Here is a 19,935-nt window from a genome sequence, read left to right as displayed (position 1 = left end):
CTTTACTGGCAATGGAACGACGGAACCCGCGCGGCCGTGAAGAAACTCATCGTAACTGCCGACGACTTCGGCCTCTCGCTGCCCGTAAACGAAGCCGTCGAACGCGCACACCAGCACGGCATTTTGACCGCCGCGAGCTTGATGACCGGAGCGCCTGCACGAGATGATGCCGTCGAACGCGCCCGCAAACTAGGTCGGCTGGGCGTTGGAATACATCTGACGCTCGTCGACGGATGTCCGGTACTTCCGCCAACGCAGGTCCCAGATCTCGTCGGCAAGGACGGACGCTTCTCAACTGATCCCGTGAAGTTCGGAACGGCTCTCTTTTTTTCTAAAGAGATGCGACGGCAGGCGGAAGCTGAAATTACCGCCCAGTTCGACGCATTTCGCAAGACCGGCCTCGCGATGGACCATATCAACGGCCACCAGCATTTTCACATGCATCCCGCGATATCGAAAATCATCGCGCGATTGGCGCCCGAGTTCGGCCACCCGCCGGTGCGCATCCCGGTCGAACCGCTTCTGCCATCATACCGCGCCACGTCCGATCGCTTTCGTGAACGTTTATCCTCATGGCTTTTCTTTCTCGCCCAGACGCGATTGCTTCGCCGCCGGGCGCGTAAAGCGGGATTGTCCGTCAACGATTACGTCTTTGGCTTGAACGATAGCGGCGCAATGCTTGAAACGCGCGTGTTGCGGCTTCTTGACCATCTGCCTCGCGGCACCAGCGAAATCTATTTCCATCCGGCGACGGAACGCTGGCCCGGCGTCGACAATCTCCCGGATCATTATCGTCCGGTCGACGAATTTGCAGCGCTGATGAGCCTCAACGTCAAAGCGAAGGTTCAGGCATTAGAATTGACGCTTGCACCATTCCGTGAAGCCGTTAGCCCCGCCCGTCGAACCACCGTATGAGGCGCTCGAAATAGCCGGATTGGCATGCTATGCCGCACGCGCCGGGCAGATGCCGCGGCACAACCTTCGGACTTCCGGTTATGCCGATTTTCGTCTTCTCAATTTGGCAGTGCGCAGGAGTTTTGCTTGGCCTCGCCGGGCTTGCCTATCTCCTTCTCGCAATTCGCTCGACATGGCATTTTCGCGAGCGTGCCGTCATCGGCGCGGAACCAAGACAAGGCGTTTCGGTTCTGAAGCCCGTTTATGGCGACGGCCCTGATCTTTACGAGAGCCTGCGCTCGTTCTGCCTTCAGAATTACCCGACCTATGAGGTGATATTTGGCGCCCACACTCCCGACGACCCAGCCGTCGCTGTCGTCGAACGGCTGATTTCCGAATTTCCGGATTGCGATCTGCGCCTCGTGGTGGACGGCACGTTGGCGGGTCCGAACCGCAAGGCCGCAAATCTCGCAAACATTGCAAAGGTTGCGAAATACGATCTTATCGTGCTTTCCGACAGCGATGTCCGCGTGGACCAGAACTGCATCGCATCAATGGCCGCCCCATTCGACGATCCGGCCGTTGGCGCGGTGGCTTCGATCTACAAAGGCTGGCCAACGAATGATGCTCCATCACGTTTCGGCGCACTTTATTTGAACGATTGGTTCGTGCCTTCCGTTGTCGTCGACGTGGATTTGCGCGGCATCGACTTCGTCTTCGGCGCCATGAGTGCTGTACGACGCGAAGCGCTCGACGCGATCGGCGGCTTCGAAATGCTCGCCGGATGCCTCGCGGAAGATTTCTCGATGGGTCGTTTCGTGGCTCGTCGCGGCTGGCGCGTTGTCCTTTCGCCGTATGCCTGCGATACGGTCGTGGCAGAGAAGACCTTCGCCGACATGTTCCGGCACGAAGTCCGTTGGCAGCGATCCGAGCGCGCATGCCGCCCGCTCGACCAGTTTATGTCCGTCGTGACGTGGCCGTTGCCGTTATTACTGCTCTTGCTCCTACCGCAGCCAAGCGTGATCGGTATTTTTATTCTGACCGCACATATTATCCTGCGAATTGCTTTGCATTTCCTGGTCCGCCGAAGCTTTTGCATCGCGACGCCGGCAGAGCCCTGGATCGTGCCCTTACGTGAATGCGTCTGTTTTTTTGCCTGGGCCGTTGGCCTGTTCGGAAACCGTATCAAGTGGGGACAGGAAACGTTCAGCATTTCCGCATACCGCAAATTGATGGCGGCAGAGAATATCCTCGCAAAGGGATCCTCTGCGCCTCAATCATCGAAAGCATCCAGCAGTGTCCAGTGATCCCGCGAGGCGACGCATTCTTCCCTCAGGACGTATGAAAACGGGCGTAGCGCTTATCGCTCTCGTGGGCGTGGCCGCCGGAACTGCACTCGTCGTCTACATCGGGTCGGCTGCCGTCGGCGATGCCTTTCTCGCAGCGGGATGGCGCGGTCTGGCAGCGATGACAGCCGTATATCTGACATCTGTCGTACTCTGTGCGTTTTCCTGGCGCGCTCTCGCAGTGGTTCCCCAGCCGGACGGCATCGCGCTCTTCAACTGGGTGCGTCTACTGCGAGACAGCGCCGCCAACATTCTTGCGATAGTGCCGGGAGCCGGAGAAGCCGTCGCAGCGCGCGAGTTAACGGTCTTCGGCATGAGCTTCGGCGCCGCCATCGCTACTACTGTCGTCGACGTGACAATGGAAATCGTCAGTCAACTGTTCTTCACGTTGCTTGGACTTGCCATTCTTGTGAAAGAGCAGCCGAACACGCCTCTGGCTTGGTGGGCACTGGCCGGACTGGTGATCGGCGCAGCGGCCATGGCCGCATTTATCGTCGCTCAGCGCAGCGGGCTCTTTCGCTTTCTGCAATCGCTACCCGACCGCCTTGGACTGACCGCACCGTGGAATACGGAAGACGGATCTCACAGCATCCACGCTGGTATTGAAGATATCTATCGCGCTCCGCGGCGCCCAATTGCATGCGCTGCTCTACATCTCATCGCCTGGATCGTCGGTGCGGGCGAAGCATGGATCGCTCTTTCGTTCATGGGTCACCCCTTGGACTTCGGCGACGTGCTCGCAATTGAAAGCCTCATCTTCGCGTTGCGAACGATCGCGTTCGTCGTGCCGTGGGCCGCAGGCATTCAGGAGGGCGGCTACGTCGCGGTCGGAGCACTGTTCGGTCTCACGCCCGACGTTGCACTTGGCCTATCGCTCTTGAAACGTGCCCGTGAGCTACTCACGGGAGTCCCGACGCTGCTTATCTGGCAGGCGCTCGAAGCCCGGCGTCTACTGCAGACGCCACACGACGCTCAGAGCCGTTAGCTGCAGATGCGCTCGCGCGTCGTCGGCACTTTGTTCATCTGCAAAGCATCGCGGACCGCATCGACGATTCCCGACGCTGAGAGGCCAGCCTTCTGATACATCGCTTCCGGCTTATCCTGATCGACGAAACAATCCGGCATCACTTTCGCACGCACCTTCAATCCGTGCTCCAGTAGGCCGCTGTCGCTGAGATACTGTAAAACGTGACTACCAAATCCACCGATCGAACCTTCTTCTATCGTGATCAGGACTTCATGGTTCTGGGCGAGCTGTCGGATCAGATCGGTATCGAGCGGCTTCATAAATCGCGCGTCGGCAACCGTCGTCGAAAGCCCGAGGCCAGCAAGCTGCTCTGCAGCCTTCAGCGCTTCACCGAGACGCGTACCGAGCGATAAGATTGCGACTGTCGACCCCTCCCGCAAAACACGCCCCTTGCCGATGGGCAGAACTTCCCCGACCTCCGGCAATGCAACACCAGTGCCGTCTCCGCGTGGGTAGCGAAAGGCAGACGGCCGATCGTCGATCGAAACGGCCGTTGCAACCATGTGCTTCAACTCGGCTTCGTCGGCCGCAGCCATGATGACGAAATTCGGCAAGCATCCGAGATAAGCAAGATCGAACGACCCTGCATGCGTGGCTCCGTCCGCGCCCACGAATCCGGCGCGGTCGATCGCGAAGCGAACCGGTAGATTCTGAATCGCGACATCATGCACGACCTGATCGTAGCCGCGCTGCAGGAACGTGGAATAGATGGCAGCGAAGGGTTTCATCCCTTCGGTGGCAAGACCGGCCGCGAACGTCACCGCGTGCTGTTCGGCTATCCCGACATCGAAGGTACGATCCGGAAATTCCTTGCCGAAAACATCGAGGCCCGTGCCGTCGGGCATCGCCGCTGTAATCGCAACGATCTTAGGATCTTTTCTTGCTTCCTGAACGAGGCTGTCGGCGAACACGCGCGTATAAGACGGCGCTATTGCCTTGGGCTTCGATTGGACGCCCGTGACAACGTTGAACTTCGCGACACCATGATATTTATCCGGCGAGGCTTCCGCCGGCGCATACCCTTTACCCTTTTTCGTCATGGCATGAACGAGGATCGGGCCATGCTTGGCGTCGCGCACGTTCTTCAGCACGGGGAGAAGCTGATTGAGATCGTGTCCATCAATGGGACCGACGTAATAGAAACCGAGCTCTTCAAACCAAGCACCGCCCTGCCATAGGTTACGGGCATACTCCTCGACCCGTGCGGCCCGGCGCTCCCAGCTCTTCGGCAAGCGCTTCGCAAGCTGTTTCGCAATGTCGCGAACGTAGAAGTACGACGCACTCGATGTCGTGCGCGCAAGATAGGACGATAAGGCACCGGTCGGCGGCGCGATCGACATATCGTTATCGTTGAGAACGACGATCAACCGCTCATTGCGTGCACCGGCATTGTTGAGCGCTTCATACGCCATGCCCGCGCTCATCGCGCCATCGCCGATAACGCAGACGACATTGTTCGTTCCGCCGCTCATATCCCGCGCGACGGCCATGCCAAGACCGGCCGAAATCGACGTTGACGAATGCGCCGCACCGAAGGGATCGTAGTCACTTTCGGTGCGTTTCGTGAATCCCGAAAGCCCATTCGGCTGTCGCAGCGTGCGGATGCGACTTCGCCGTCCCGTGAGAATTTTGTGCGGATACGTCTGATGGCTGACGTCCCAGATCAGACGGTCACGTGGTGTATCGAAGACATAATGGAGCGCGACGGTCAGTTCGACGACTCCAAGCCCCGCACCCAAATGACCTCCGGTGACGGAAACGGCATCGATCGTCTCAGTACGCAGTTCGTTGGCAAGCTGCGGAAGATCGGACTCCGATAACCTCCGCAAATCCTCCGGAGTATCGACTTGATCCAAAAGCGGCGTCTTGGATGACCGAGCGGAGACTGCATCCATAAGCCGATATCCCCCAACGACGTCCGAGTTTTCGCCCCCGAATTATGAACCCTTGGCGCAGCCCGAAAAATGGATGATACCGCTGGCTTCGGACTCTGCGGGAACGTGTTGCCCCTAAGCCTCACAAATACCAGACACAGGCTCAAGATGGGCAAAATAAGGCCATTCTGCATGGTTACACGGTCCGCAGCTCCAAAGATCGAGCTTTGCTGTTGGAAAAGTAGGACGAGGAGGGGGGTAATGATCCCGAACAGGAAATCGTTTGCAGTCGGCGTGGTCATGCGGGGATTGTTGCTGGCGGTAAGCCTCCCCGGTATCGCCCAGGCTCAAGCGGTAGGCGCGCCCGCGAAGGCCATCGACGGACTTAATGCGAAGTTGCTTATGACGATGAAGCAGGCGCAGTCGCTTGGCGTTCAAGGGCGCTACCAGGCCCTCGCGCCGACGCTATCAAAAACGTACGATATCGCGACCATGACGCGCATGGCCGTCGGCCCCACGTGGAACACTTTACAGCCGCAGCAGAAAGCCGCGTTGACGGATGCCTTTTCGCGTATGATGATAGCGACTTACGCAAAGCGTTTCGACGGCTTCTCGGGTGAAACTTTCCGGATTACGGAAATCACCGACCGGGCAGCCGACAAGATGGTCAAGACCCAGATTATTCAAAGCAACGGGAAACCCGTGCCCATCAATTACTTGATGAGGAAATCGGGGCCGGAATGGCGAGTTGTCGACGTCTATCTCGACGGCACCATTAGCGAGCTTGCAAGCCGCCGGGCCGAATTCACGTCGATTTTGAAATCTGGTGGTCCAAATGCGCTGATCGCGTCGCTTCGCAAGCAAGGCGATCGGCTCTTGTCCGGCGGTTGAGCTTGGACGTCATGGCCGCAGTTGGTAGCGCCGGCCATGACGTCTCTCTTTCGAAGGCGCCGGACGGACGGTCAGGCACAATGACGATCAAGCGGCAGGCACCGCCCTTCACGACAATCCAAATTCAATAGATGAGAGCGTTGCCGCTCTTACTGCGCTGAGGTGTCCGCATCGTTGGCGGCGGGCGTGTCGGCAGCGGGCGGCCCCACGATCACCACGGACCGCGGACGCGCCGACGGCAGCTTCGGCACGTCGGTATACTGTCGACTCTTTAACATCGTCGGCGACGACACCAATTCCATCACCGGCTCGATAGCATTCGGATCCGGCGGCGGCGGCGTACTTGTCAACGCACTCGTGTTCAACGCTTCCTGCAGTTCGGCCTGACGCTTCTGATCGGTCACGCTTCGCAGCATCGAATAGAAATCGAGCGAACTGTCTTCAAGAGTTTCCATATCCTCGGCTTTGCTGAGGCTCGCCAGCGGACTGGTAACTGTACCCGCGAGATTCACGTTGCTCGCGAGCGTTGCGGCCTTCGCAGGAATGAGCGTTGCAGCCGGAATGCCGGCGGCGAATTCGATACCCGTTCCGAGCGCATCCCGCACGTTTGTCGGCCCTAAGACCGGAAGCACCAGATAGCTGCTCTCGCGATAACCCCAAACATACATCGTCTGGCCGAAGTCACCGGATTGCTTAGCCATGCCTTCCGTAGCTGCAACGTCGAAAAGACCGCCGAGGCCAAGAGTAGAATTCAGCGCAAATCGGGCGAGAGTCGTTGCCGCCGCGGCTGGCCGAAGTTGCAAAACATCGTTTGCAAAGACCATCGGCTCGTTGAGATTGGTCGTAAACGCGTCGATACGATCGCGAACCGGCTCGGGAACATTCTCGTTGTAGGTCTTGGCAGCGGGATAAAGGACCGAGTGATTGAATTTCTGATTGCTATCGAAGACAGACCGATTGAACTGCTCGTTGGGGTCAGCAATCGCTTTCGGTTCGTCCGACGCTTCTTTATCGGCAGACGCGAGGTATTCGGGCGGAGAGACAGAGGCGGATGTGCTGGCACAGGCAGATAAGCCCACGCCAACGAAAATGCAGCCGACCCAATTTAGGATGGCGCTAAACCGCACTCGGAATTCCCCTCGTCGTCCCCCGCCATAAAGGCGCCGTTACATCTATCGCAGCTCAGCATTGGACGCCAGCCTAATGCGAACTATCCTACGGAGCTACCTCAACAAACCAGAAAGTAGCGTCGGAATGACGTCCTGTCTGTGGCTCGTTTGCATCTTCTTTGCCGTTATCGGTAGTGGTTACGCCTTGTTTGCAGCCACACTCGTCGCACAGCTTCGTGCTCAATCGAGGCCGGCTTTGCGCCAGAAAGAAGACGTCACGCTTCTGAAACCGTTATACGGCGCAGAGCCCGGATTAGCAGCGAATCTCGAATCATTTTGCACACAAGATTATGAGAGCGAAATTCAGCTCGTTTGTGGCGTTGCAGATCCCGACGATCCGGCAGCCCTCTTTGTTCAAGATCTCCGTGCGAAATTTCCGAACCGCAATATCGAACTCGCACGAGGCAGGCAGGCGGCTGCACGCAATCCGAAAATTGCAAACATCGTCAACATGCTTCCGCTTGCCCAGAACAATGTGCTGATCCTGAGCGATAGCGATATGCATGTTGACCGCCACTACGTCCGAGACGTAGTGGCTGCTTTGCAGCAACCCGGGGTTGGTCTCGTTACCTGCCTCTATCGTGGACGATCCATCGGCGGGTTTTGGTCGCGAATGGCGGCAGCCGCCGTCGACCAGCATTTCCTCCCAAACGTGCTCGTCGGCCTAAAACTCGGCCTCGCTCATCCCTGTTTCGGCTCAACCATTGCGCTTAACAAAGAAACACTCGGACGCATTGGCGGCTTCGAAGCATTCTCCAATACTCTCGCCGACGATTATGCCATGGGCGACGCGGTTCGCCGCTTGGGGCTCAAGGTTGCAATACCGCCATTCACAATCGGCCACACGTCATCCGATAAGTCTTTTTCGGAACTACTCCGTCACGAGCTTCGCTGGGCGCGAACGATTCGTCTCGTCGATCCAATAGGCTATGCCGGTTCCGTTATCACGCATCCCCTTCCGTTTGCGCTCGCCGCTCTGGCATTGAGTGGCTTCAGCGCAATAGGCGTGGTCATCCTCGCGGGAACGCTTGCGTCGCGCCTTTTCGTTCCGATACAAGTTGAGCGGCTGCCGGGCGGGGGGAAAAGCTCGCTCTGGCTCAGCCCTTTGCGAGACCTCATAAGTTTCGCAGTGTTCGTCGCAAGCTACGTACCCGGCACAGTCGATTGGCGGGGTCGCGGCTACCGCGTCGATACCGATGGCTCCGTCACGCCGACCTGAAAGGCGCCACTATGCGAACACTTTTTCTGCAGGCCCCCTCCTTCGACGGTTATGATGGAGGTGCCGGCGCGCGCTACCAGATGAAGCGCGAGGTGCGCTCGTTTTGGTATCCGACTTGGCTTGCGCAACCGGCAGCCCTCGTCGAAGGCTCCAAGCTGATCGACGCGCCGCCGCACGACCTTTCGTTCAAGGACATTGAGGCCGATATTCGCGGCAAGGACCTCATCATCCTTCACACATCGACCCCCTCGTTCAAATCGGACGTACGCACCGCCGAGATGATCAAGGACGTCAACCCGACAGCCAAGATCGGGTTCATCGGCGCCAAGGTTGCGGTCGAGCCGGAAAAAGCTTTCACCGAAACATCAGCCATCGATTTCGTGGCGCGCAACGAGTTCGACTTTACGGTCAAGGAGATTGCCGACGGCCGCGACTGGGCCAATGTGAAAGGCATCACCTACCGCAACAAAGAAGGCGTGGTCGTCACGAATGACGATCGCGAGGTCCTGCACAACATGGACCTTCTGCCTTTCGTCTCGCCAATCTACAAACGCGATCTCGATATCACGAAGTATTTTGGCGGCTATCTCAAACATCCATATATTTCGTTCTATACCGGACGTGGCTGCAAATCGCGCTGCACATTCTGCCTTTGGCCGCAGACAGTCGGCGGACACAACTATCGTGTCCGCTCGATTGAGCACGTCATCGAGGAAGTAAAGTACGTCCAGAAGGAACTTCCGCAGGTCAAGGAAATCTTCTTCGATGACGACACGCTGACCGACAACCTTCCACGCGTAGAAGCGCTGGCAAAAGAACTCGGTAAACTTGGCGTCGTCTGGTCCTGCAATGCCAAGGCAAATGTCCCCCGCAAAACGCTTGAAGTCCTGAAGGACAACGGCCTGCGGCTTTTGCTCGTCGGTTACGAATCCGGCAACCAGAAGATTCTTCACAACATCAAAAAGGGCCTGCTCGTCGATGTTGCGAAGCGTTTCTCGAAGGACTGCCGTGAGCTCGGCATCGTCATCCACGGCACCTTCATTCTGGGACTGCCTGGCGAGACACGCGAAACGATCCAGGAAACGTTGGAGTTCGCGAAGGAAGTAAACCCGCATACGATCCAGGTTTCCTTAGCTGCGCCCTATCCCGGGACCTTCCTTTATAAGCAGGCAAAGGAAAACGGCTGGTTCGCCGAAGATACCGATCTTCTGACCGAAGACGGAACGCAGATCGCACCGCTCAACTATCCCCATCTCGGGCACACAGAGATCTTCGACTCGGTGGAAGACTTCTACAAGAAGTTCTATTTCCGCCCATCCAAGATCGCCTCGATCGTCGGCGAAATGATTACGTCGCCCGAGATGATGAAGCGGCGCCTGCGCGAGGGCGTCGAATTTTTCCAGTTCCTGCGCAACCGCGAAGAAGCCTGAGGCTTCAGCCAGAGGGATCCAACAAAGCCGGGCCATCTTCGTCCGGCTTTTCTTCTTGTCTTGGCGGCCCCATCAGGATCGGCTGAAAGAGCACGGCCGCAGCAAGCGTCGTGCAAAGCGACAGCGCCAGAAGTTCGCCCATGCTCGACGTTCCCGGATGACTTGAAAAGAACAAACTGCCGAACGCAATCGCCGTCGTCATCGCGCTGAAGACGACTGCCCGCGTCAGCGACGATGCCAGCAAGCTCGTCTCACCCGCGCGCCAAGCCAGTACGTAGTAGATTTTAAAGGCAACGCCGACCCCGAGCAGCACCGGCAAGGCAATGATGTTCGCGAAATTGAGCGGTAGTCCGATCAGCACGCAAAGCTCAAGCGTCACGATCCCGGCCAACAGCAGGGGTACAAGCGTCAGCAGAACGTCGCTGACGCGACGCAGCGCCACGAAAAGAATAAGCGTGATCGATACCAGCGCCAACGCCCCGGCTTCGATAAAGGCCCGGACGACAGTTTTTGCCGACTGTTGAATGAGGATCGGAACGCCCGTGGCGTCCGGAGCAACCGCCAGCACCGCCGCCGCAAAACGCCGCAAATTCGCATTATCGTTACCGTTGCCGCTTGGCGCAACCTGGATACGCGCACGACCGTCACGGGTTGTCCAATCGGAAACGACGTCTTTTGGCAAGTTCGCAAAAGTAATTTCTTCTGCACCCAGCGCGGCCCGGATTTGAGAAAGCCGCAGTTTGAAACCCTGCATCAGCGCGCGTTCAACTGTCGTCCGCTGTCGCTGCGTCGCGTTCGCCAGTCGGCTGAGCACATCGCCCATGCGCTTTGCGATCGCAGCGCCGGTCTTCTTCTCCGCATCGATAAACGCCGAAGCCGTCTCCTTGAGACTCGCCACCGTCTCGGCATCCGTAGGCTGCGCCGGGGTCTCGGGCGCATCAAGCGACGGCCCCAAGAGGCTCGCCGCGTCCTGGATGACAGCAAGCTTTTCCTTCTGCTGGTCCGGGACGAAACTTGCGAGCGTCACGACCCGCGCAACCTCGGGAAGATCTTCGAGCTTAGCGCCCAGCGCTTTTGCCTCGTTTAAGGAGGGCGTGAGAATATCGATCGTGTTGGGAGCCGTTGCCGGGTCCTTCATGAGATCGTTGAACGTCGCGACCGATTCGACCTTGTCGCTACGCAAGTTGATCGGATTGAAGTCGAATGTCAGTCGTTGCAGCAGCGGCAATCCTGCGGCGACGCAAAGAGCCGTAAGCGTCAGAATGGCAACGCGGTGGCGCGCCATGAAGCGATCGACAGGTGCGAGCGCGCGATAGCCGACTTCACGCGGCTCGCCCGGAGGATTAAGCAAGCTCAATAGCGCGGGAAGCAAAGTGATGCTCGTCAGGAACGCTATCAGCATCCCGCTGCCCGCGATCAAGCCAAGCTCGGAAACGCCGCGATATGCCGTCGGCAAAAAAGCGTAGAAGCCTGCGGTCGTCGCCGCCGCCGCCAAGGCTAACGGCTTTCCTGCTTTGCGGCCCGCCGAGATTAAAGCTTCGCGCAGGCCATGCTGTTCGTGGCGCTCCTGCCTGTAACGCACCGAATACTGAATGCCGAAATCCACGCCGATCCCGACGAACAGCACGGCAAACGCCACGGAGATCAGATTGAGCGCACCGACCATCGCCAATCCGGCAGCCGCTGTCAGCGCCAACCCGACAAAAAGCGAAACGACAACCGCGATGATGATTTTAGCCGATCGTAATGCGAGCCACAGAATAATCAGAACGGCGGCAATTGTCAGACTTGTATTGAGCACCGCACCCTCGGCGACCGTCCCGAATTCCTCGTCCGCCATCGGCACCGAGCCCGTTAAGCGGACGCGCACGCCGTCATCAGGTGTCAAATGCAGCTCACGCGCCGTTTGCCGGATGTCCTCGGAGGCTTCGGCGCCCGGTTGCAGTTCCCCGAAATCGAGGACAGGCTTCACTTCCAGAAAGCGCCGCAAATCCGAAGTCGCCGGCTTTTCGTTCGCGAGAAGCTGGTCCCATGAGAATGTCGATGGCTTTCCCGCTAGAATGTGCTCGACCGACTTTGCCAGTACGCCGAGCGGCTTCTCGTAGTCCGGCCATTGCGCACGGCCTTCCGCGACACCTTTCGGCAAAAGTGAAAGCGCTTTCGCCAAGCCGTTGAGCGTCGGGTCTGCAGCCAGTGTCGCCAGCACCGGCTGAGCCTTGATCAGGCTTTCCGTTGTCTGCTTGACCTCGTCCAGTGAGAGGTACAGCAAACCGTTCTTCTCGAAGAACGGTCCGCCTTCCCGACGCCGAACCGCCTCGAACGGATTCGGCATCTGAGCCGACAACGCCGTAAACAGCTTCCGAGCCGCGTTCTCCGCCAGTTCCGGCGTAGCGCCATCGATGACAATTTCTATTGTGTCTGAGTGCTGAGGAAACGCGGCGTCAAATTCTCGCTCACGCTGACGCCAGTCGAGATCGGCCGAAATGAGTTGGCCGGTATCGGTGGTGATGGCGAAATGCGAAATGATGTAATGGACTGCGCCCGCCGTAAGAGCCGCCGCGAGCACAATGCTCAGCCACGGGAAACGCAAAGCAGCTCGCACAATCGAAGCAACGGCGCGCTCGATCATGCTGGTCTTGGCCCACGCTGGAATTTGGGCGGCAAATCAATGTCGGGAGAACGCATGGCGTGCCGAATTTCGACTATTTCAGTGGATGAGGGCGCTGCTTACCAGATGCGCCCTGCGTTCGCACCCCAGTCGTCGACTGTGTTGCTTTTGAGACACGACTACACCGGCCCATCCGGACGCGACCGTGCCTTGAGTCCATATCAGCACGTTTAGCGCGTAAAGTTGATCTTGAGAACGTCGGAGCGCTTCGGGAGCGGCGCGTGCTGACACCTCACAGAAGGGGGGTTCTGCATGAAAGTTATCCTGGCGCAGCCGCGCGGATTCTGCGCGGGTGTCGTCCGAGCAATTGATATTGTCGAGCGCGCACTGGCAACGTGCGACGCGCCGGTCTACGTGCGCCATGAGATCGTCCACAATCGCCATGTCGTTGACGGATTAAAGGCGCGGGGCGCCCGTTTCGTCGAAGAACTTGACGAGATTCCGGGCGACGCTGTCGCGATCTTCAGTGCCCACGGCGTTTCGCGAGCGGTCGAATCCGAGGCTGCTGACCGCAAACTTCGCGTCATCGACGCAACCTGTCCGCTCGTCACCAAGGTCCATAATCAGGGCCAGCGTTACGCCTCTTTAGGGCGCACCGTGCTTTTCATCGGACACGCCGGGCATCCCGAGGTCGAAGGCACGCTTGGGCGAATCACGGGCACCGTTCACCTGGTCGAATCCCGCGAAGACGTGCTCGGCCTGCCAATTCCCGACGACACGCCCGTTGCCTACATCACCCAGACCACACTGAGCGTCGATGATACCCGCCAGACGATCGAGGCCATCCAAAAGCGCTTTAGCGACGTCATTGGCCCCGAAACGCGCGACATCTGCTATGCCACGCAGAACCGCCAGACTGCCGTGCGCAACCTCTGCCGCCATATCGACGTGCTCCTCGTCGTCGGTTCCGCCAACAGTTCAAATTCCAATCGTCTCCGGGAAATCGGCGAGGAACTCGGCATCCCGAGCTATCTCGTCGCAGATGGCCGCCAAGTAGATCCGGCATGGCTTGTCGGAAAGGAAACGATCGGCATAACTGCAGGGGCTTCGGCCCCGGATGTCCTTGTCGATGACGTAGTCGGCGCGCTAGCTAAACTGGGTCCGGTTGAGATTCAGGCGCTGCAAGGCGTCGAAGAAAAGATAACGTTCCGCCTACCACGCGAACTGCTAGAGGCTTCGTAAGCGCAAACCGAAGTCCATATATTGCAAGAAGGAGCCCCAAGGGGTGGGAATTCCGATAAATCAAGCATTGTCGATCGGCGCCTACGTGCTGAAGCAGCATCTTATGGGCCGGAAGCGCTATCCCCTCGTCCTGATGCTGGAACCGCTGTTCCGCTGCAATCTTGCCTGCGCCGGTTGCGGCAAGATCGACTATCCCGACAAGATCCTGAACCAGCGCATTTCAGTCGCTGACGCGCTCCATGCGATGGACGAGTGCGGGGCCCCCGTCGTCGTCATGGCGGGCGGCGAGCCTTTACTGCACAAGGAACTGCCCGAAATTGTCAACGGCGCGCTTGCGAAAGGCAAGTTCGTTACGGTCTGCACCAACGCCCTATTACTCGAAAAGAAGATCGATCTTTACAAACCGCACAGCCGCTTCAACTGGTCGATCCATCTCGATGGCGATAAGGAGATGCACGACAAATCGGTGTGCAAGCAGGGCGTCTATGATCGCGCCGTTGAAGCCATCAAGGTCGCAAAGGCGAAGGGTTTTCGTGTCAACATCAACTGCACGCTCTTCAGCGACGCTGAACCCGAGCGCGTCGCCAAATTCCTCGACGATGTGAAGACCCTCGGCATCGGCGGCATCACCATATCGCCGGGCTACGCCTATGAGCGCGCACCCGACCAGCAGCACTTCCTCAACCGGACAAAAACGAAGCAGATCTTCCGGGATATCTTGAAGCGCGGTCGCGGCGGACGAGCGTGGCCGTTCTTCCAGTCTGCGCTGTTCCTCGACTTCCTTGCGGGCAACCAGACCTATCAGTGCACGCCGTGGGGCAACCCGACGCGCACGGTGTTCGGCTGGCAGCGCCCCTGCTATCTACTTGGTGAAGGCTACGCCAAAACCTTCAAGGAGCTGATGGAAGGCACGGATTGGGACAAGTACGGCACCGGCAATTACGAAAAGTGCGCCGACTGCATGGTCCATTCGGGCTTCGAAGCGACCGCCGTCGTCGACGCGGTCAAGCGGCCATGGAAGATTGCTGCGGTGACATTAAAAGGTGTGAAAACCGACGGACCAATGGCGCCGGACATTCCGCTCCATAACCAACGCCCGGCCGAGTTTGTTTTCTCGCGGCACGTCGAAACGAAATTAGCGGAGATCGACAAAGCCGAAGCCGAGGCCCGCTCCAAGAAGCCGGTGGCAGCGGAGTAATCCGCTCATCGCCCGCCGGGTAGCCAAAGCCGTGCGGATCAGATCCGGGAGTTGAGTTGGCTGCGACGCAAGAGACTTGAGTACTGCAGCAAGATCCGGAGTACCATCCGCCTTCAAACCATTGACCGCCGCCGGCGGTAATCGCTGGCTCGCCGTATCGGCAATCACGCGCAGTACGGCGAAAGGCAACGAATGGTTCTGCGCCAGACGCGCAACGATATGGCTTTCCATATCGACGGCCACTGCTCCCCAGGTATCATACATCGCCGCTTTGTCTTGAACGCTGCTGACAGGCTTTGAGATACCAACCACGGCACCGCGCGCAGCTCCCGGGATTGAGTTAATTAAGCGATCGGACCACGCCTCGTTGGCAGGATACCATCGTCCTTCGCCGATCACGGCTACGCCGACGACGCATGATCCCGGAACAAGCCCCGGCCGCAATGCCCCGGCAATGCCGAAGCTGACAAGACCTTCGACCCCCTCGGAGATTTCCGCGTCCAGCAATGATCCAAGCCGGGCTTCGTTCCCGCCGCCTGCAACGGCGATGACGCCCTCGGAGCGCTCCGCGATCGAGGCCTCTGCTTTAAGACCGGTCGCAGCTACCACGCACTGACTAGGCCGCACCCATCACATCCCGGCAAGAACGGTTTTAGTATTGGCCGCTTTGAGATTTCGATAGCGCGCTAAAGCCCATAGCGGAAAGAACTTCGAATAGCCGTGGTAGCGAAGATAGAAGACACGTGGAAAGCCGGTGGCTGTAAACCGTTCTTCGCCCCAGAAACCGTCTTTTCCTTGGTGAGACGCGAGATATTCGACACCCTTTTTGACCGCAGGATGATCGACCTCACCTGCAGCCATCAGCCCCATTAAAGCCCACGCCGTTTGCGACGCCGTGCTCGGCGCCGGTTCATATCCTTTATAGTCGAGACGGTAGCTTTCGCCATCCTCGCCCCATCCACCGTCCTCGTTTTGAATGGACAGCAACCAGGCTACGGCCTTTCGCACCGTCGCCGATGACGGCTGAACGCCAACCGCGTTCAAAGCGCATAGTACCGACCACGTACCGTAGATGTAGTTCATTCCCCAGCGGCCGTACCAGCTACCGTCTTTCTCCTGATTTTTTTCCAGATAAGTGATTGCTCGATCGAGCACCGCGCTCTGGCCACGCCGTTCGCCGAGCTGCGCCAACATGGAAACACATCGCGCCGACACATCGGCCGTCGGCGGATCAAGAAGCGCACCATGATCGGAAAATGGAATCTGATTCAAATATTCGTAGTTGTTATCGGCATCGAAGGCGCCCCAACCGCCGTTCTTGCTCTGCATGCCGACGATCCACTCTTTCGCACGCGAGATCGGCTCGCGATAGGACTGTCCGTGATCCCGCAACCTTCCGCTGGCACGATCCATCGCCATCGCGACGACGGCGGTATCGTCCGTGTCAGGATAATACGGGTTGGCGTATTGAAATGCCCAGCCTCCCGGACGCACGCCCGGCCGCGACTCCGCCCAATCCCCGACCACATCAAGAATTTGCAGCGGCTTCAGCCAAGCCAAAGCCTGATCGACCGCCGTCTCGGCCTCCGCTCCTCCCGCCTCCATCAAAGCATGCGTCGCGAGCGCCGTATCCCAAACTGGCGAGAGGCATGGCTGACAATATGCCTCGTCATCCTTGACGATCAGCAATTTTTCTATCGACCCGCGCGCCGTCACATAGTCCGGATGATCGCGGCCGTACCCCAGCGCATCGTAAACGAGCAATGAGTTGACCATCGCCGGAAAGATGGCCCCAAGACCATCCTCCCCGTTAAGACGTTCGGTGACAAAAGCGACCGCCTTGTCGATCGATTTTTTCCGGAGTGATTTTGGAAACGCTGGCTCGCTAAAACGCAGCACCCGGTCGATCCCGCCAAAAACCTGCGACCACGGAAACTTTTGATGCGGCCCTTTCGGCCATGTCCTGACCTGCTCCGGCGGCATCGAGAAAAGTTCTGGAATACCTATCCCGTTAGGATTTCTCGCCCTGGGTTTCAGCGCATTGAGAACGGTAAGCGGAATAAGAACCGTGCGCGCCCAATAGGAAATTTTGTCGATATGGAACGGAAACCAGCGCGGAAGCAGCATAATCTCGACCGGAATAACCGGCACACCCGACCACGGGATCGCTCCAAATAATGCAAGCAGATTCCGTGTGAACACATTGCTGTGCGAAGCACCGCCGCGCGACAAAATCCAGAGGCGTGCCTTTCTCATATGCGGCGCCTCCGCCGAGTCGCCGATCATCTTCAAAGCATAGTATGCCTTGACCGACGCGCTGATGTCTGAGACGCCGTCGTGGAACAGAGGCCAGCCACCGTCCTTAGATTGGATGCGCCGAAGATAATTCGCGATCTTGCCTTCGAGAACCGCATCGACGGGCTCGGCCAGATAGTGCCGCATTAGGACGTATTCGGCAGGAATCGTTGCGTCTGCCTCAAGCTCGAACACGAAATGTCCGTCGTCGCGTTGCAGTGCAAGCAGCGAACGCTGCGCCAAAGAAATTGCAGCATCGAGCTTCGCGCGCGGAATTTCCGCATCTTCAGCGCGGGCAAATTTGGCAGCCGAGTCGAATTCCATTGCGGCTCTCCCAGAAAGCTAGCGTCGTATCAGATACTCGCGGCCGTCGCCAGTTTGGCAGCCGTGTTGCCGGACCGGATCGCGCCTTCGATCGTTGCCGGAAGCCCCGTCGCCGTCCAGTCTCCTGCGAGAAACAGGTTTGGCCACGCCGTCGCAGCGGGCGGTCGCAAACGGTTTTGCTGCGGGGTCGCGGCAAACGTTGCGCGGCGTTCCTTGACGATCTGCCACGGCGGCAAGTCATCCTTCAAACCAGCAATTTTCGAAACTTCCGACCAGATTTGCCGCGCGAGCGGTTCGCGATCCGCATCATTGAAACGATCCGCCGCACTCACCGTCACCGAAAGACGGTCATCGAAGGCGAACAGCCACTCCGTCGTCGCGTTGACGACGCCTGTGATCTTCGCCATGCCCGCAGGCGGCGCGATCTTGAAATGCGCGTTAAAGATGGCGCGATATTCGGTCGGCACGGTGAGGTCGGGAATCAGCGTCCGCGCCACCCACCCCGGCACGGCGACGATCACGCTGTCTTCCCGCACGATATCGGCTGAGCCATCGGCAAGCCTCAGCACCGCGACGCGCCCGTTTGCAAAATTTATTCCCCGCACCGGCGTATCGAACCGGACATCGCCGCCATTCATTCGAATGAAATTGACGGCCGGGTCGACGAGCGCAGGCCCGAGCCCGTTCGCGGCAAACAATGGGCGGCACGCACGTCCTCCGCGCGCTAACGTCTCACGCACGACCGCACTCGCAAGCTTCGCCGAGCCTTCCGCCGGATCGCAATTTAGTGCCGCGAGCAAAACGGGATAGATGAGATTGCGGTAGACGCTGTTTTCGGTATCGATCCGTTGCGCAACCGTGTGGGTTTCGGGTCCAGCCAAAAGCTTGGCTAAGCTGATGTAGTCGCTGGCACGTGTACCTGGCACACGACGAGACTTCGAAAATATCCACCACGCAGGCAGGCCGTCATTGGGCCGAAGGACCCATCGCCTGTCAGCCGCGAAATCGTAAAATGTGAACTCGGCGCGCTCCGGACTCGAAAGCAGATGCCGCCCTCCAATCGCGTCAAGAAACGCGATAGCGCTTGTATTCCCGGATAACAGCAGGTGATTGCCGTTATCGATCGTCAGCCCCAGCGCCGGCTCGAAATAGGATCGGCATCGGCCGCCTGCATGGCGCGCCAGCTCGTACACGACGACCTTGCGGCCTTGACGCACGAGCTGAACCGCCGCCGAAAGGCCGGCAAGACCGGCCCCGACGATGTGGGTCGTCCCGGAAGACATTAGAAGATGCCGTCGCGAAGCACCGCCCACAGAACGTAACGCTTCGAGCGGCGCACGTCGGCCCGTGGAAAACGCCAGCCGCGCGCAATGAGTTTTTCGAGAATGCCGCGATAGACGGTTGCCATCATCCGCGGCGATCGGGCGGCGCGGCGCGGACAGCGTGCCATGATCTCTTCCGACCGATAGTAGTAGTTTCGCGTCTTCTGCGCGATCCCGCGACAAACTCGGTCAAGCGCGGGATGCACCAGAATGGCGTCAATACCGGTCTCCGTTATCCCGGCATCGCGAAGCGCTTCCTTCGGCAGATAAAGGCGCCCCATCGCGGCGTCTTCGTCGATATCACGCAAGATATTCGTCAACTGCAGCGCCCGGCCAAGGTGATGCGCCAGCTCAATACCGAGATCGCCTTCAATTCCGAAAATTGGGACCGACAGACGCCCCACGGCCGACGCAGCTCGATCGCAATAAAGATCGAGCGTCTTCCAGTCGGGCGCATGAATATCACGGACGATGTCCATCTCCATGCCGTCGATGACAGCAATGAAGTCGCTCTTCCGCAGGCCGTGTTTGCTGATCGGATATGCGAGATCGGCAGTCCGGGAAGTTGTCCGGCCGGTTGCGTAAAGATCTTCGATATCTGATCGGTAACGGGCAAGTTCCCCCATGCGAGACTCGCGCGAGCCGCCATTATCAGCGACATCGTCGACGGCACGGCAGAACGCATAGACGTGATACATCGCCTCGCGCTGCTCCAGCGGCAGCACGCGCATAGCCGCATAGAACGAGCTGCGCGACGCGACGGGTGTCTCTTCCGAGACTGACGTGTGTGCTACGGACGTCATGCGGCATCATCCCTGACGGCTTGATAACTCCCGTGCCTGCCCACGGCTCGCGCCAGGAGCGCCGAAACAGCGGCACGCCCCGCAACGAGGGCCACATACGGCTTAGAGAAGTGTACGCGCTCCGACAACGGATCGCGCCTATCCAAAAGACTGACCAGATCGCGGGCAAGCGCGACGATGACTGACGTCTCGACGCCAAGGCGCAAGTCGGAAACGGATCCCGGCAGCCGCGACGCTTCCGGTAAGAGCTCCTCAGTCCGCTTTGCGCAATGCCGGATGCAGGCAAGCAGCGA

Annotated in this window: 15 protein-coding genes and 1 pseudogene; 8 read left to right on the top strand and 8 right to left on the bottom strand. The window is 58.7% G+C overall.

The window, feature by feature from the left end; translation table 11 throughout:
• The first annotated feature begins 36 nt into the window (after positions 1-36).
• The 3 genes from hpnK (at position 37) to VHB22_RS04625 (ending at position 3,225) form a co-directional block, all read left to right on the top strand.
• Positions 37-915, top strand: coding sequence for a hopanoid biosynthesis-associated protein HpnK (gene hpnK, locus VHB22_RS04635; RefSeq protein ID WP_325455791.1), 879 nt, complete (start codon positions 37-39; stop codon positions 913-915).
• A gap of 80 nt (positions 916-995) precedes the next feature.
• Positions 996-2,201, top strand: a complete 1,206-nt coding sequence (gene hpnI / locus VHB22_RS04630) for a bacteriohopanetetrol glucosamine biosynthesis glycosyltransferase HpnI (protein ID WP_325455790.1) — start codon at positions 996-998, stop codon at positions 2,199-2,201.
• A gap of 34 nt (positions 2,202-2,235) precedes the next feature.
• Positions 2,236-3,225, top strand: coding sequence for a lysylphosphatidylglycerol synthase domain-containing protein (locus VHB22_RS04625; RefSeq protein WP_325455789.1), 990 nt, complete (start codon positions 2,236-2,238; stop codon positions 3,223-3,225).
• Here VHB22_RS04625 and dxs read toward each other — a convergent pair.
• A complete protein-coding gene (gene dxs, locus VHB22_RS04620; protein WP_325455788.1) occupies positions 3,222-5,162 on the bottom strand; it encodes a 1-deoxy-D-xylulose-5-phosphate synthase in 1,941 nt (646 codons plus the stop codon). The two genes, VHB22_RS04625 and dxs, sit on opposite strands and share 4 nt — an antisense overlap.
• A gap of 240 nt (positions 5,163-5,402) precedes the next feature.
• Between dxs and VHB22_RS04615 the strand changes: the two genes are divergently transcribed.
• The gene (locus VHB22_RS04615) at positions 5,403-6,032 is read left to right on the top strand and encodes an ABC transporter substrate-binding protein (protein WP_325455787.1); all 630 of its coding nucleotides are present in this window, start codon (positions 5,403-5,405) and stop codon (positions 6,030-6,032) included.
• A gap of 149 nt (positions 6,033-6,181) precedes the next feature.
• On the opposite strand, the gene VHB22_RS04610 is transcribed toward VHB22_RS04615, so the two are convergent.
• Positions 6,182-7,159, bottom strand: a complete 978-nt coding sequence (locus VHB22_RS04610; RefSeq protein ID WP_325455786.1) for a VacJ family lipoprotein — start codon at positions 7,157-7,159, stop codon at positions 6,182-6,184.
• Between the two features lie 127 nt (positions 7,160-7,286).
• On the opposite strand from VHB22_RS04610, the gene hpnI (VHB22_RS04605) reads away from it, so the two are divergent.
• Positions 7,287-8,420, top strand: a complete 1,134-nt coding sequence (gene hpnI / locus VHB22_RS04605) for a bacteriohopanetetrol glucosamine biosynthesis glycosyltransferase HpnI (RefSeq protein WP_325455785.1) — start codon at positions 7,287-7,289, stop codon at positions 8,418-8,420.
• A gap of 11 nt (positions 8,421-8,431) precedes the next feature.
• Positions 8,432-9,850: a hopanoid biosynthesis associated radical SAM protein HpnJ gene (hpnJ, locus tag VHB22_RS04600; RefSeq protein WP_325455784.1), complete on the top strand. Its 1,419-nt coding sequence runs from the start codon at positions 8,432-8,434 to the stop codon at positions 9,848-9,850.
• Between the two features lie 4 nt (positions 9,851-9,854).
• On the opposite strand, the gene VHB22_RS04595 is transcribed toward hpnJ, so the two are convergent.
• Positions 9,855-12,479, bottom strand: a complete 2,625-nt coding sequence (locus tag VHB22_RS04595; protein ID WP_325455783.1) for an MMPL family transporter — start codon at positions 12,477-12,479, stop codon at positions 9,855-9,857.
• A 291-nt stretch (positions 12,480-12,770) separates the two neighbouring features.
• On the opposite strand from VHB22_RS04595, the gene ispH reads away from it, so the two are divergent.
• Both ispH and hpnH read left to right on the top strand, forming a co-directional pair.
• On the top strand, positions 12,771-13,700 hold the full coding sequence (gene ispH / locus VHB22_RS04590; RefSeq protein WP_325455782.1) for a 4-hydroxy-3-methylbut-2-enyl diphosphate reductase: 930 nt from the start codon (positions 12,771-12,773) through the stop codon (positions 13,698-13,700).
• 43 nt (positions 13,701-13,743) lie between these two features.
• Positions 13,744-14,898: an adenosyl-hopene transferase HpnH gene (gene hpnH / locus VHB22_RS04585; protein ID WP_325455781.1), complete on the top strand. Its 1,155-nt coding sequence runs from the start codon at positions 13,744-13,746 to the stop codon at positions 14,896-14,898.
• On the opposite strand, the gene VHB22_RS04580 is transcribed toward hpnH, so the two are convergent.
• The 5 genes and pseudogenes from VHB22_RS04580 to VHB22_RS04560 form a co-directional block, all read right to left on the bottom strand.
• Complete coding sequence (locus VHB22_RS04580) at positions 14,836-15,525, bottom strand: phosphorylase (RefSeq protein ID WP_325455780.1); 690 nt, start codon at positions 15,523-15,525, stop codon at positions 14,836-14,838. The genes hpnH and VHB22_RS04580 overlap by 63 nt on opposite strands.
• A gap of 3 nt (positions 15,526-15,528) precedes the next feature.
• On the bottom strand, positions 15,529-17,517 hold the full coding sequence (gene shc / locus VHB22_RS04575; RefSeq protein ID WP_325455779.1) for a squalene--hopene cyclase: 1,989 nt from the start codon (positions 17,515-17,517) through the stop codon (positions 15,529-15,531).
• Between the two features lie 29 nt (positions 17,518-17,546).
• Entirely contained in the window at positions 17,547-18,800 is a 1,254-nt protein-coding gene (gene hpnE, locus VHB22_RS04570) for a hydroxysqualene dehydroxylase HpnE (protein WP_325455778.1), read from the bottom strand.
• The gene (hpnD, locus tag VHB22_RS04565) at positions 18,800-19,642 is read right to left on the bottom strand and encodes a presqualene diphosphate synthase HpnD (protein WP_325455777.1); all 843 of its coding nucleotides are present in this window, start codon (positions 19,640-19,642) and stop codon (positions 18,800-18,802) included. Before hpnD ends, hpnE begins: the two co-directional genes overlap by 1 nt.
• Positions 19,639-19,935: pseudogene (locus tag VHB22_RS04560) on the bottom strand (squalene synthase HpnC); the annotation flags it as partial. The pseudogene VHB22_RS04560 and the gene hpnD, both read right to left, overlap by 4 nt.

This window comes from Hyphomicrobium sp. (assembly GCF_035548195.1).
GTDB lineage: Bacteria > Pseudomonadota > Alphaproteobacteria > Rhizobiales > Hyphomicrobiaceae > Hyphomicrobium_B.
Note: the sequence above shows the minus strand (reverse complement) of the source record. Positions and strands in the feature narration are given on the sequence as shown.